This window comes from Acetivibrio ethanolgignens (assembly GCF_001461035.1).
GTDB lineage: Bacteria > Bacillota > Clostridia > Lachnospirales > Lachnospiraceae > Velocimicrobium > Velocimicrobium ethanolgignens.
Window position 1 is genome coordinate 19,762 of record NZ_LNAM01000208.1, and the last position, 12,687, is coordinate 32,448.

General features: G+C 41.7%; 10 protein-coding genes. 8 read left to right on the forward strand and 2 right to left on the reverse strand.

Annotated features, from left to right (window positions below; genetic code table 11):
• Positions 1–117: 117 nt before the first annotated feature.
• Complete coding sequence (locus ASU35_RS16690) at positions 118–1,956, forward strand: ABC-F family ATP-binding cassette domain-containing protein (protein WP_058354159.1); 1,839 nt, start codon at positions 118–120, stop codon at positions 1,954–1,956.
• 129 nt (positions 1,957–2,085) lie between these two features.
• Positions 2,086–3,996, forward strand: a complete 1,911-nt coding sequence (locus ASU35_RS16695; protein ID WP_058354108.1) for an alpha-amylase family glycosyl hydrolase — start codon at positions 2,086–2,088, stop codon at positions 3,994–3,996.
• Positions 3,997–4,033: 37 nt separating this feature from the next.
• Here the strand turns inward: ASU35_RS16695 and ASU35_RS16700 are convergent, their stop codons facing one another.
• Together ASU35_RS16700 and ASU35_RS16705 are read right to left on the reverse strand one after the other, a co-directional pair.
• The gene (locus ASU35_RS16700) at positions 4,034–4,237 is read right to left on the reverse strand and encodes a hypothetical protein (RefSeq protein WP_058354109.1); all 204 of its coding nucleotides are present in this window, start codon (positions 4,235–4,237) and stop codon (positions 4,034–4,036) included.
• Between the two features lie 76 nt (positions 4,238–4,313).
• On the reverse strand, positions 4,314–5,594 hold the full coding sequence (locus tag ASU35_RS16705) for a M18 family aminopeptidase (protein WP_242861312.1): 1,281 nt from the start codon (positions 5,592–5,594) through the stop codon (positions 4,314–4,316).
• Between the two features lie 125 nt (positions 5,595–5,719).
• On the opposite strand from ASU35_RS16705, the gene gpr reads away from it, so the two are divergent.
• The 6 genes from gpr to ASU35_RS16735 all read left to right on the forward strand — a co-directional run bounded on the left by gpr (position 5,720) and on the right by ASU35_RS16735 (position 12,668).
• Positions 5,720–6,640: a GPR endopeptidase gene (gene gpr, locus ASU35_RS16710; RefSeq protein ID WP_058354110.1), complete on the forward strand. Its 921-nt coding sequence runs from the start codon at positions 5,720–5,722 to the stop codon at positions 6,638–6,640.
• Between the two features lie 9 nt (positions 6,641–6,649).
• Positions 6,650–7,858, forward strand: a complete 1,209-nt coding sequence (locus ASU35_RS16715) for a stage II sporulation protein P (protein WP_058354111.1) — start codon at positions 6,650–6,652, stop codon at positions 7,856–7,858.
• 705 nt (positions 7,859–8,563) lie between these two features.
• The gene (gene lepA, locus ASU35_RS16720) at positions 8,564–10,378 is read left to right on the forward strand and encodes a translation elongation factor 4 (RefSeq protein ID WP_058354112.1); all 1,815 of its coding nucleotides are present in this window, start codon (positions 8,564–8,566) and stop codon (positions 10,376–10,378) included.
• Entirely contained in the window at positions 10,378–11,514 is a 1,137-nt protein-coding gene (gene hemW, locus ASU35_RS16725; RefSeq protein ID WP_058354113.1) for a radical SAM family heme chaperone HemW, read from the forward strand. The genes lepA and hemW overlap by 1 nt, the downstream gene beginning before the upstream one ends.
• A gap of 20 nt (positions 11,515–11,534) precedes the next feature.
• The gene (locus ASU35_RS16730; protein WP_058354114.1) at positions 11,535–12,317 is read left to right on the forward strand and encodes a Cof-type HAD-IIB family hydrolase; all 783 of its coding nucleotides are present in this window, start codon (positions 11,535–11,537) and stop codon (positions 12,315–12,317) included.
• Positions 12,318–12,464: 147 nt separating this feature from the next.
• Entirely contained in the window at positions 12,465–12,668 is a 204-nt protein-coding gene (locus ASU35_RS16735; RefSeq protein WP_058354115.1) for a PspC domain-containing protein, read from the forward strand.
• Positions 12,669–12,687: the final 19 nt, after the last annotated feature.

The window sequence follows — 12,687 nt, forward strand, 5'->3', positions numbered from 1 at the left end:
AAAGTTTTTAAAGTAAGATTTTTACAGTTCTTCTACAAAAACCTGGTCATGTAGTCTATTATTGACGAAGTATCAAAAATCCCTTATCATAGATAAGGCGAAAGGGGGATTTTGATGATGAATATTTTAAATATAGAACATATTAGTAAAATTTATGGCGAAAAGGTGATTTTTGATGATATATCCTGTGGAATCCATGCAGGAGACAAGCTGGGGATTATTGGCATCAATGGAACCGGTAAGACGACGCTGCTTCGGATGATTGCAGGCTGTGAGGAGCCGGATGAGGGCCAGGTGATACGGCAGAATAATCTGAAAATGGCTTACCTTTCCCAGAGACAGGAGATGGAAGAGGGGGCTACTGTACTTTCCTTTGTGCTGGCAGATAAGTCAAAGGAAGATTGGGGAATGGAAAGTGAAGCTAAAAGTATGCTTAATACATTGGGAATTACAGAGCACACAGAAAAGATGGAGCATTTATCCGGTGGACAGAAAAAAAGGGCAGCCCTGGCGAGAGTGCTTTTAGAGCCTTCGGATGTGCTGATTCTGGATGAGCCAACGAACCATTTGGATGAATCCATGGTAAACTGGCTGGAGGACTATCTGAACCGGTATAAGGGAACTGTGATTATGGTGACCCATGACCGCTATTTTCTGGATAAGGTAAGCAACAAAATTTTGGAAATCAGTCATGGAAAGCTGTATTCTTACGAAGCCAATTATTCCAAATTTCTAGAGCTTAAGGCAGAGAGAGAAGAGATGGAGCTAGCCAGTGAAAGAAAGCGGCAGAGTGTACTGCGGATGGAACTGGAGTGGGCCAAAAGAGGCTGTCGTGCCAGAACCACGAAGCAACGGGCGAGATTAGAACGGCTGGAGGCCTTAAAGAATGGAAGGACTCCGGTAATGGATGCTGCTGTAGAAATGGAATCTGTAGAAACACGGATGGGAAAGAAAACTGTAGAGCTTCACCATATCAGCAAGAGCTTTGGAGAAAGGAAAATTATTGAGGATTTTGATTATATATTTTTAAAAAATCAGAGCATTGGAATTATTGGACCGAATGGCTGTGGAAAATCTACATTTTTGAAGATGATAGCTGGAGTTTTGAAGCCGGATTCCGGAGAAATTGAAGTGGGTGAGACCATTAGGATGAGCTATTTTGCCCAGGAGGTTCCGGATATGGATGATAACCAGAGGGTAATTGACTATATAAGGAACATTGCAGAATACATTCCGACAAAGGATGGAAGGATTACAGCTTCTCAAATGCTGGAACGGTTTTTATTTACACCGGATATGCAGTATTCCCCGATTGGAAAGCTGTCCGGAGGAGAGAAAAGAAGATTATATCTTCTGAGTATCTTACAGGCGGGGCCTAATTTTCTTGTTATGGATGAGGTCAGCAATGAAATTGATATTCCTACTCTGACAATTTTAGAGGATTATCTGAATTCTTTCTCTGGTATTATAGTGATGGCTTCCCATGACCGTTATTTTCTGGATAATGTGGCAGACAGGATTTTTGCTTTTGATGGAGCAGGACATCTGGTACAATATGAAGGTGGCTACACCGATTATATGGAAGCAAAGAAACGGCGTAAGACAGCTGGACAGACAAACAATACAGGGAAAGGTTTGGGAAGCAGCCAGGGCAGAGAAAGTGATAAAGGGACAGGAAAAAGGGACTGGAAACAAAACCAGCCGGTAAAGCTTAAGTTTTCCTATAAAGAGCAAAAAGAATATGAGACAATAGATGATGATATTGCAAAACTGGAGGAGATAATTGAAGGGCTGGAGGCAGATATGCTTTCCAATGCGACGAATTCAGGACGGCTTAATGAGCTGACGAAGGAAAAGGAAGTGAGGGAAGCTGAGCTGGAGGAAAAAATGGAACGTTGGGTGTATTTAAATGACCTGGCTGAGAAAATTGAGGCACAAAATACGACAAATTCCTAAAAACACAGAAAATAGGTGAAATATATTGAAGATATAAGGGAAAAAGGAAAATTCACTGGAAAATACCTTCTGGCTATGGTATCATAAAATAGTAAGCTTGATAGATTAGACAAACAGGAGGTACACCAGGTGGGTACTGTAGAGAAAAATAGATTTTCATTAAAAAAAGGTGGACTTTTTCCTTTTGGGGTAGTTGCAGACCGACGAGGAGTGCAGTTTACTTTTGCTGCTTATGAAGGGAAAAAAGCAGGTATCTGTCTTTATCATAGAAGCAGTGGAGAAAGGCAGTATATTCCGGCAGAAAAAAAGTATCAGACAGGAAATCTGTACTCTATCTATATCAGGGGGCTGAGGGCGGAGGAGTATGATTATACGCTTCAATATGATGATATAGAAATTTTAGACCCTTACGCAAAAAAGCTTTCTGGTCATGAAAGCTGGGGTAGCTCTTTAAAAAAAGTTGGAAAAGAGGGTGTACGCGGTCGTCTTGATTTTGCTGCTGGCGGTATGGAAAGGGATGTGCCACCAGAGATTTCTTATGAAAATTTGTATTTATATCAGCTTCATGTGAGAGGCTTTACGAAGCATACATCCTCTGGGGTGAAGGGAAAGGGAACCTTTCAGGGAATCATGGAGAAGATTCCATATTTGAAGGAGCTGGGAGTGAATGGACTTTTGGTACTTCCGGTCTATGATTTTGATGAGATACTGGAGAATGGTCTGGAGGATGTGACCAGAGAACATCTGGAAAGGTATGGGAAACAAAATCTGGAAGAGAAGACAGAGGAAAAAAAGAGACGACTGAACTACTGGGGATATACAAGGCGGGCAGCCTGGCTTGTACCAAAGGCTTCCTATGCCAGTGATACAGCTTATCCTGAGAAAGAGCTTAAGGAGCTGATAAGAAGGCTTCACGAAGAGAACATTCTGTTTTTGATGGAGATGTATTTTCCGGAAGGAACGAGTCCAGTGCTGATTCAGGAGGTTTTACGTTATTGGATTCTGGAGTACCATGTAGACGGCTTCCGGATCAATGACAATGTAGCACCGATGCAGGTGCTGGCAGCAGACCCGATTATCGGAAGTGTGAAGCTTCTGGCAAATAACTGGGCAGAGGAAGCTGTGTATGGAAAGGAAGCAGCTCCGAAGAAAAAAGTACTGGCAGAGGCGAATGAAAGCTTTCTTAGGCATATGAGAAGATTTTTAAAAAGTGATGAGGGGCAGATAGGAGCTGTTTTATATCATATGCGGCATAATCCTGAGAAAAAGGCTTCGGTTAATTATATTACCCAGTTTAATACCTTTACTTTGCAGGATTTGGTATCCTATGATGTAAAGCATAATGAAGAAAACGGTGAAAATGGCAGAGACGGTACAGATTTTAATTACAGCTGGAACTGCGGAGTAGAAGGAAAAACCAGGAAAAAGGCGGTCTTAAATCTACGTCAAAGGCAGGTGAGGAATGCATTGCTTTTACTGTATTTAAGCCAGGGAACGCCGATGCTTTTAGCTGGAGATGAGTTCGGCAACAGTCAGGAGGGCAATAATAATGCCTACTGTCAGGATAATGAGATTTCCTGGCTTAATTGGAACCAGTTAAAGAAAAACCAGGAGTTGTTCTTATTTGTAAAGGAGTTGATTGCCCTTAGAAAGGAGCATCCGATGCTGCATAAGGCGGAAGAGCTTACAGGAAGAGATTATATTTCCTGTGGCTGTCCGGATATTTCCTATCATGGTACAAAATCCTGGTATCTGGATAATTCCAACTATAGCCGTGTTGTAGGCATCATGCTCTGTGGTGACTATGCACTTTTAGATAAGGTAAACAGGGACTGGGATTTTTATCTGGCCTATAACTTTCACTGGGAGCCTCATGACTATGAGCTTCCAAAGCCAAATAGCGGTGGTAAATGGGAAATTCTCAAGGATACATCAGAGCAGGCTGTGTTGGAGAAAAAACAGCTGACTGTGCCGGAACGGACTGTTGTACTGCTGGCATCAGAGCCGACAGCAAAAAAGAAAAAACGTGAAAGAAAATAAAAAGGTGCTGGGACAAATCCCGGCACCTTTTGTCAATTTAAAACAGCTTTTTGTTGACCACAATCTGGTCATATAAATCCAGTTCACAGTATTTATCCTGTGTAAAATGTTGGCAGTTTACACAGGACACCTTTTCCGGTGTGTCGGATACAGAATTGGAAAAGCTTTCATTATCATTACTTGGTGTGAAAGCACTACAGTTCTTTGCTACCTCTTCATAGGTTTTGCTGTCTGAACGCATAGCAGTTTCTCCTTTCTTCATAGCAGTTTTCTGACAAGACTTAGTATACGCGAAAAAGAGAAACTTATACGGAAAATCAGGCGTTAAAAAGGGCAGCAATTAAATCATTGATAGCCTTCTGGTCAGCAGCTCCCATCAATTCCCGGGAGGAATGCATGGCAAGCAGAGCAATACCAATATCTACGGTCATGGCAGGAAGCCAGGAAGATGAAATAGAACCAAGTGTGCCACCGCAAGGCATATCAGAGCGGTTGACAAATTCCTGGTATGGTACCTGATAAGCTTGGCATAGCTGCTTAATAATACCAAGGGCTTCTACATCTGTAGCATACCGTTGGCTGTGATTAATTTTCAGAACAACACCCTGTCCCAGCTTTGGCTGGTTGGTTGGGTCACATTTTCCGATGTAGTTCGGGTGGAGGCCATGGGCTACGTCTGCGGACACCATAAAGCTCTTTAAAAGGGTATCGTATATTCGTTCAGGAGCATACCCAAGAGAGGTATAAATTTTCTCCAGAAGAACATTGGTAATGATAGAATCGGCTCCCTGCTTAGTATGGCTACCGATTTCTTCATTGTCATAGAGAGAAATTACGTTAATGGTATTGGTATTTTCACTATTCAGAATACCGGAAAGACAGCCCATAACAGAGGTAAGATTATCCAGTCTTGGAGCAGAAATAAATTCATTTTCTATACCCAAAGGGCAGCCCTTTTCCCAGTTATAAATATAAAAATCAAAATCGAGGATATCCTCAGGCTTAACAGATAATTCCTCTGCAAGCAGATGTAAGAAAAAATGCTCTTTATTCAGGTTTTCTGTCAGCATACCTAAAATAGGAGTAAGCTCGGTCTGCGGATTTAATTCCAGCCCTTTATTGATATCCGGATTCATATGAACAGCAAGGTTTGGAATCGTAAGGAGTGGGCGGTCAAAATCTACCAGCCGCATTTCAGGGTGAAAAATATCCTGGCTCTTTAAGGCAACCCGTCCAGCAAGAGAAAGTGGGCGGTCCATCCAGGTAGGGCGAATCATGCCTCCGTAAACAGACACATTCAGCTTAAGATAGTCCTTGTCACACATTTCCGGGTTTGGCTTAATCCGAAGACATGGATAGTCGGTGTGGGCAGCTGCCAAACGGAAGGTATGATTGTCATCAAGGGCAGTGCCTGTTTTAAAAGCGAACAAAGTAGTGCCGTAGAGACGGGTATAATAAGAGCCGCCTTTTTTTAAATGCCATTCCTCCGAAAAAACAAGCTCTTCAAAGCCTGCCTTTTTTAAAATGTTACAGCTGTTTTCTACTGCATGGAAAGGAGAAGGTGAGCTGTTTGTAAAATCAAGTAAATTTAATTCCATAAGAAACCTCATTTCTGCAAGTTGCATTTATAGTATTACACTTTAAATAGTATAGTATAAATTATTTCTTTTGTAAAATAAAAAGAGGAAAAATGACACATATTAAGTAAAAAAGGAGTAGTAATATGTGGCGTACAGATTTGGCATTGGAGATGCGGGAAAGCTTCCCGGAGGATAAGGAGGAAATCCGGGGAGTTATTTTAACAAAAGAAAAGCAGGAGGAAGAAAAAATAGAGATTACCCGGGTGGAAATTAAGGATGAAAAAGGGGAGCGAGCAATGGGAAAACCCAGGGGAACTTATATAACCATAGAATCTGAGCTGTTGAAGGAAAAAGGAGAAGAGGCAAAGGAGCCTATGGTGAAGGCTGTGAAGAAACACCTTGAGGAGCTTTCCGGCGGCATTTTTGGAAAAAAGACCCTGATAGCAGGCCTTGGAAACCGGGAGATGACACCGGACGCACTGGGCCCTTATGTAGTAGAACAGCTATTTGTAACCAGACATTTGATACAGGAATTTGGCGAAAGTCTGAAGAAAAAATATGAGATGGAGAGTGTCAGTGCGATTGCACCGGGGGTTATGGGGCAGACAGGGATGGAAACCAGTGAGATTTTAAAAGGAATTATTCATGAGACAAAACCGGATCTTTTAATTGTGGTGGATGCTTTGGCCGCCCGGAATCTTAAAAGAGTGAATACTACAATTCAGCTGACGGATACAGGCATTAGCCCTGGGGCCGGAGTTGGAAATAATCGAAAGGAATTGAATCAAAAAAATTTGGGAATCCCGGTAATAGCTCTCGGAGTACCTACTGTGGTGGATGCGGCGACAATTGTTGAGGATAGGATGGAGACGGCCTTGAAAAAGGAGGGCTATAGTGAAGAGGAAATAGGGAGCTTTCTTGGAAGTCTGGATTACCGAGGGATGGGGAGTTTTTTTGTAACACCGAAGACGATTGATGAGGAAATAAGGCTTTTGGGAGATACAATATCTGAGGCATTAAACAGTTGTTTTTCTAATATATATACTAATGGCAGTGAAAAATAGGAAAAGCATATGGTGCTGAGGAGTTTTATGCGGTTTTCAAAAATAACGAGATTTGTATATATTTTTATTTGGACAGGTATCTTTATCCTGTCCTCCTACATAATTGTGAAGGAAAGCGACGGTTCTATGCTGGAAAAGACGGGAGAATCTGTATTAAAAAGGAGTTCAGAGTTTATTGATTATTATAGCGGAAATGAAGAAAAGAAACCCATAGAAGGAATTCTTAGGCTATTTACTGTCTGGGAAAATGGATGCTATTTTTACCGTCTGGGATCTTCTGAAGAGACGGGGATAGAAATGCAGGAGGAAGAAACGGAGGAAATAGGCTTGGTATTGGAATATGAAAAGGGGAATCTTTTAACACCAATACCGTTTATTTACGGTGAAAGCTATTATGAAGAGGATAGTAAAGAAGTCTTTGCCGAAATAAAGAAAAAAAATGAGAAACTGATTGCTCAGCTGAAAAAGACACAGGATGTGGATTTTCTTCTGAAAAATTTTTATATTGTAGATGGAACAACCTCTGTAGATAAAAAGGTGTTCCAGGTATCCAGGCTATTGGAAAAGGATATGACTATAGAAAAGGAAGAAAAGCCACAGATTCTGATTTGTCATACCCATGGAGGAAGCGAAAGATTTTCTGACAGCAGGGAGAATAGACAGGAGGACAGTATTGTAGGTGTTGGTAAGGAGCTGGCCAAAGAGCTGGAAGAGCTTGGTTACGGCGTAATTCATGATACGACGGAGTATGATAGGATAGAGGGTGTAATTGACAGGAACAAGGCGTATAATCAGTCACTGGCAGGTGCGAAAGAGCAACTGAAAAAATATCCCTCGATTCAAGTAGTAATAGATCTCCACCGGGATGGAGTGAGAGGAAAGGAAAAGCGGGTAACAACGATAGATGGGAAGCCAACAGCAACCTTTATGATGTTTAACGGCTTAAGCCGAAGCAGAACTGGAGAAATTGATTATTTAAAAAACAAGAACCTACAGGGAAACCTGGCTTTTAGTCTGCAGATGAAGCTGAAAGCAATGGAGCTGTACCCAACCCTTACCACACCGAACTACCTGAAAGGGTATCGCTATAATATGCATCTTTGCGAGCGTTTCCTTTTAATAGAGCTGGGCAATCAGAATAATACGGTAGAGGAAGCTAAAAATGCCATGGAACCGCTGTCCCGTGTACTGGATGCCGTGTTACAAGGCAAGCCTTGAGTTTCTGCATTTTTACGCTACAAGTCTTTTTTTCAGATTTATTTTTATATAGAATTTTTATTTGATAAGTTTGCAAATATCCTGTGTATCAGCAAAATGAATTCAGAGACTTCGTTTGAGTAAAAACCGAGAATTTTAAAAAATCGTTTCTAAAAAATGTTTCCTGTCTCTTTCGCGGGAGAACCACCCATGGGAGGCTGTATATCAGATGAAAACAAGCCGAAAACTTTTTAGCCGCTCTAGACAGGCTTTTTCATAAAGTCCCGATAAAACCGCAGTAATTGCAACTCGGTATGTTCTATAAAAGCCGGATAGAACATACCTCAGACATCCAATTACTGCGGTTAGGTTTTACTCAAAAGCCTGTAAGAGCGGCACAAAAGTTTTCGAAGCTTGTGTTCACCCTGATATACAGTCCCCATGGGTTGTTCTACCGTTGAAAAGACAGGAATCATAACATCTTTAGAAACGATTTTCCTAAAATTCTGGTTTTTGCGAGCGAAAGCGATGAATTTATTTTGCTGATATACAGGATATTAGAAAATTCTTTAAATAAAGAATTTCATATAAAAAGGTATTCTGGCAGAGAAGGCTTGCAGCGTAAAAAATGCAGAAACACAAGGAAAAATAGCTTGTAACTTAGTCCGGTATTATGTTATACTAAGCTGATGGAATTTGGAAAAGAATGAAAACAGGAGTGTAACTATGGCGGAAATGAACCAAAGTAAAATTCGTAATTTTTGTATTATTGCACATATAGATCATGGTAAATCTACACTGGCAGACCGTATTATTGAAAAGACCGGTCTTTTGACCAGCCGTGAGATGCAGGCCCAGGTACTGGATAACATGGAGCTGGAAAGGGAACGTGGTATTACGATTAAGGCACAGACTGTGCGAATCGTATATAAGGCGAAGGATGGAGAGGAATATATTTTCAACCTGATTGATACGCCAGGGCATGTAGACTTTAATTATGAGGTGTCACGAAGCCTGGCAGCCTGCGAGGGAGCGATTCTGGTTGTAGATGCGGCACAGGGAATTGAGGCACAGACCCTGGCTAATTGCTATCTGGCACTGGATCATGACCTGGAGATTATGCCGGTTATCAATAAAATTGACCTTCCAAGTGCCGAGCCGGACCGGGTTAAAGCTGAGATTGAGGATGTTATTGGATTAGATGCAGAGGACGCACCATTGATTTCTGCAAAAAACGGTATTAATATCGAAGAGGTATTAGAACAGATTATTACAAAGATTCCAGCCCCTTCCGGAGATGCTGAAAAGCCACTGAAGGCATTGATTTTTGATTCCGTGTATGATTCCTATAAGGGGGTTATTGTATTTTGTCGTATTTTTGATGGCTGTATGAAAAAAGGCACCCAGATGAAAATGATGGCAACAGGGGCAACGGCAGAGGTTGTTGAGGTTGGTATTTTTGGTGCAGGGCAGTTTATTCCTTGTGATGAGCTTTCTGCCGGTATGGTAGGCTATATTACAGCCAGCTTAAAGAATGTAAAGGATACCCGTGTAGGCGATACGATAACCAATGTTCAAAATCCATGTACAGAGGCACTTCCGGGCTATAAAAAGGTAAATCCTATGGTATACTGTGGTGTGTACCCGGCAGATGGTGCCAAGTATGGGGATCTTAGGGATGCCTTAGAGAAGCTTCAGCTAAATGATGCTTCCCTGCAGTTTGAGGCAGAGACTTCGATTGCTTTGGGCTTTGGCTTCCGTTGTGGCTTTCTGGGACTTTTACATCTGGAGATTATTCAGGAGCGTCTGGAAAGAGAGTATAATCTGGATCTGGTAACAACAGCTCCAAGTGTTATCTATAAGGTATACAAGACCGATGGTACGGTACTGGATATTACAAATCCAACAAATCTTCCTGACCCATCGGAGATTGAACATATGGAGGAGCCGGTTGTTTCTGCGGAGATTATGGTAACAACGGAATTTGTAGGTTCAATTATGACCCTGTGTCAGGAACGCCGGGGTGTTTATCTTGGTATGGAATATATGGAGCAAAGCCGGGCTCTGCTAAAATATGAGCTTCCGCTGAATGAAATTATTTATGATTTCTTTGATGCATTGAAATCACGCTCCAGAGGCTATGCTTCCTTTGACTATGAGATGAAGGGCTATCAGCCGTCTTCCTTAGTGAAGCTGGATATTTTGATTAATAAGGAGGAGGTAGACGCCTTGTCCTTTATCATCCATGCAGATACAGCCTATGAAAGAGGAAGAAAGATGTGCGAGAAGCTGAAGGAGGAGATTCCAAGACAGCTCTTTGAAATCCCGATTCAGGCAGCCATTGGAAGTAAGGTAATCGCCCGTGAAACAGTAAAAGCAATGCGAAAGGATGTCCTTGCCAAATGCTATGGCGGTGATATCAGCCGTAAGAGAAAGCTTCTGGAAAAGCAGAAGGAAGGAAAAAAGCGAATGCGGCAGGTAGGAAATGTAGAGATTCCACAAAAGGCATTTATGAGTGTACTGAAGCTGGATGATGAATAATGAAAAGATTGGGATTATATCTGCACATTCCTTTCTGTATCAGAAAATGTGCTTATTGTGATTTCCTGTCGGCACCGGCTGGGGAGACAGACAGGATTTCTTATGTACAGGCCTTAAAAAAAGAAATACAATGCATGGGTAAGGAAACAAAAGAGTATCAGGTGGATTCTGTATTTTTTGGCGGTGGAACGCCGTCCATTCTGGAGCCGGAGCTTTTAGAGGAGCTTCTTTTGCAGCTTAGGGAAAGCTTCTGCATTACAAAAGAGGCGGAGATTACCCTGGAGGCAAATCCGGGAACTCTTACAGAAAAAAAGCTTGCGGTCTATAAAAAAAATGGGATTAACCGATTGAGCATCGGGCTGCAGTCGGCAGACAATGAGGAGCTAAAAAAGCTTGGGCGAATTCATACCTGGGAGGAATTTTTAGATAACTACCGGCTGGCAAGGCAACTGGGTTTTTCTAATATTAATATTGATCTCATGTCGGCCTTGCCGGGACAGACAAGGGAAAGCTATGAGAGAACTCTCGACAAGGTTTTGGAGCTTAAGCCGGAGCATATTTCTGCCTACAGCCTCATTATAGAAGAAGGGACTCCATTTTATGAGGCATGGGAAAAGGACGAGCTTTTACTGCCTGCAGAGGGGGAAGAACGGCAGATGTATTATCTGACGGAAAGACTTCTTAAGGCGGCAGGCTACCATCGGTATGAGATATCAAATTATGCGAAATCCGGCTTTGAAAGTCGTCATAATAATAAATACTGGACAGGAGAGGAGTATCTGGGGATGGGACTGGGGGCCTCCTCCTGTTTTGACGGTAGACGGATGAAAAATACAGAATTCCTTCCGGAGTATTTGGAAGAAATAAAAATGAGGAAAGAAATTCACATAGAGAACCACCTTCTGACCCGGCGGGAAAAAATGGAAGAATTTATGTTTCTGGGGCTCCGGCGAATGGAAGGAGTTTCCAAGGAACGGTTTTTTAAAGAATTTGGAGAGGAACTTTTGGAGGTTTACGGAGAGACTATAAACAAACAGGAAGCAGATGGGCTGATAGCACAGAATGAAAAGCAGCTTTGGCTTACGGAACGTGGCATTGATGTGAGTAATCGGGTCATGGCGGAATATCTGTTTTAGAAAAGGACGGAGGCTTTCAAATGAAGCGGAAAATTATCTTTTTTGACATTGATGGAACCCTGTTAAGTGAGATTACCGGTGAAATTCCGGTATCGGCAGTTGAGGCTATACACAAGGCACAAAGGAAAGGGCATCTGGCAGTAATCAATACCGGAAGAACCTGGCCGCTTTTAGAAAAACGAGTACAGGAGGTTGGCTTTGACGCCTATATCTGTGGTTGTGGAACAAAGATAGTGTATCGTAACGAGGTATTGTTTCATCAAACCGTTGCAGACGATGTAATAGGGAAAGTAGTAAAAGCCTTGGAAAAATACAAAATAGATGGTATTTTAGAGGGAGATAAAAAGCTGTACTTAAATGACAGAGAGAAGATTTTTTCTGAAGAGTGGAAGGCTTTTTATGACCGCTTTCATAAAATAGCAGGCTCTTTTCAGGAGGCTGGGATTTCTATGGATAAGCTGTATACATTGACAAATCCGGAGAGCGACCTGGAGGGCTTTCAGGAAGAGCTGGGAGCCTGGTTTGATTTTATTGACAGGGATAATGGCTATTATGAGCTGGTTCCAAGGGGATTTTCCAAGGCAAGCGGTATCCGTATGTTGACAGAGCGTCTGGGTATGAGCATGGAGGATACAATTTCGATTGGAGACAGTAATAATGACCTTCCGATGCTGACAGCGACAGCAGTAAGTATTGCTATGGGAGTGCACAGCGAAGGAATTCATGATAAGGTGGATTTTATTACAAAGACTGTGGAAGAGGATGGGATTTATTATGCATTAGAGCATTATGGACTTTTCTAAATTCGATAGGGTGAATCTTCCTGTCGAATAAAAAATGTGACATTTGTAATATGAAAAATGTTACAAATTATACTAAACAAAGAAAGAAAATTGGGATATACTGGTATCAACAAAGGGAAATGCTTACATAAGCAGAATGGAGGAAATATGGAAATGAAGCGTTTATATCGTTCTGAAAGTAACCGCATGATCTGTGGTGTGTGTGCCGGTATTGCAGAATATATTTTAATTGATCCTACAATTGTGAGGCTTTTATTTGCTTTATTTGGCTTTACAGGAACGGGAATTATTGCATATTTTATAGCCGCGATTATCATTCCGACAGAAAGTCAGATACGACGAAATTATTAGAAAAATTAAAAAAATACAA

Bases quoted from the DNA above. Each gene is read 5' to 3' on its own strand.
- ASU35_RS16690 (WP_058354159.1), top strand. From the start codon at position 118: ATGAATATTTTAAATATAGAACATATTAGTAAAATTTATGGCGAAAAG.
- ASU35_RS16730 (WP_058354114.1), top strand. From the start codon at position 11,535: ATGAAGCGGAAAATTATCTTTTTTGACATTGATGGAACCCTGTTAAGT.
- ASU35_RS16705 (WP_242861312.1), bottom strand. From the start codon at position 5,594: ATGGAATTAAATTTACTTGATTTTACAAACAGCTCACCTTCTCCTTTC.
- ASU35_RS16700 (WP_058354109.1), bottom strand. From the start codon at position 4,237: ATGCGTTCAGACAGCAAAACCTATGAAGAGGTAGCAAAGAACTGTAGT.
- ASU35_RS16735 (WP_058354115.1), top strand. From the start codon at position 12,465: ATGGAAATGAAGCGTTTATATCGTTCTGAAAGTAACCGCATGATCTGT.
- gpr (WP_058354110.1), top strand. From the start codon at position 5,720: ATGTGGCGTACAGATTTGGCATTGGAGATGCGGGAAAGCTTCCCGGAG.
- lepA (WP_058354112.1), top strand. From the start codon at position 8,564: ATGGCGGAAATGAACCAAAGTAAAATTCGTAATTTTTGTATTATTGCA.
- ASU35_RS16715 (WP_058354111.1), top strand. From the start codon at position 6,650: ATGGTGCTGAGGAGTTTTATGCGGTTTTCAAAAATAACGAGATTTGTA.
- hemW (WP_058354113.1), top strand. From the start codon at position 10,378: ATGAAAAGATTGGGATTATATCTGCACATTCCTTTCTGTATCAGAAAA.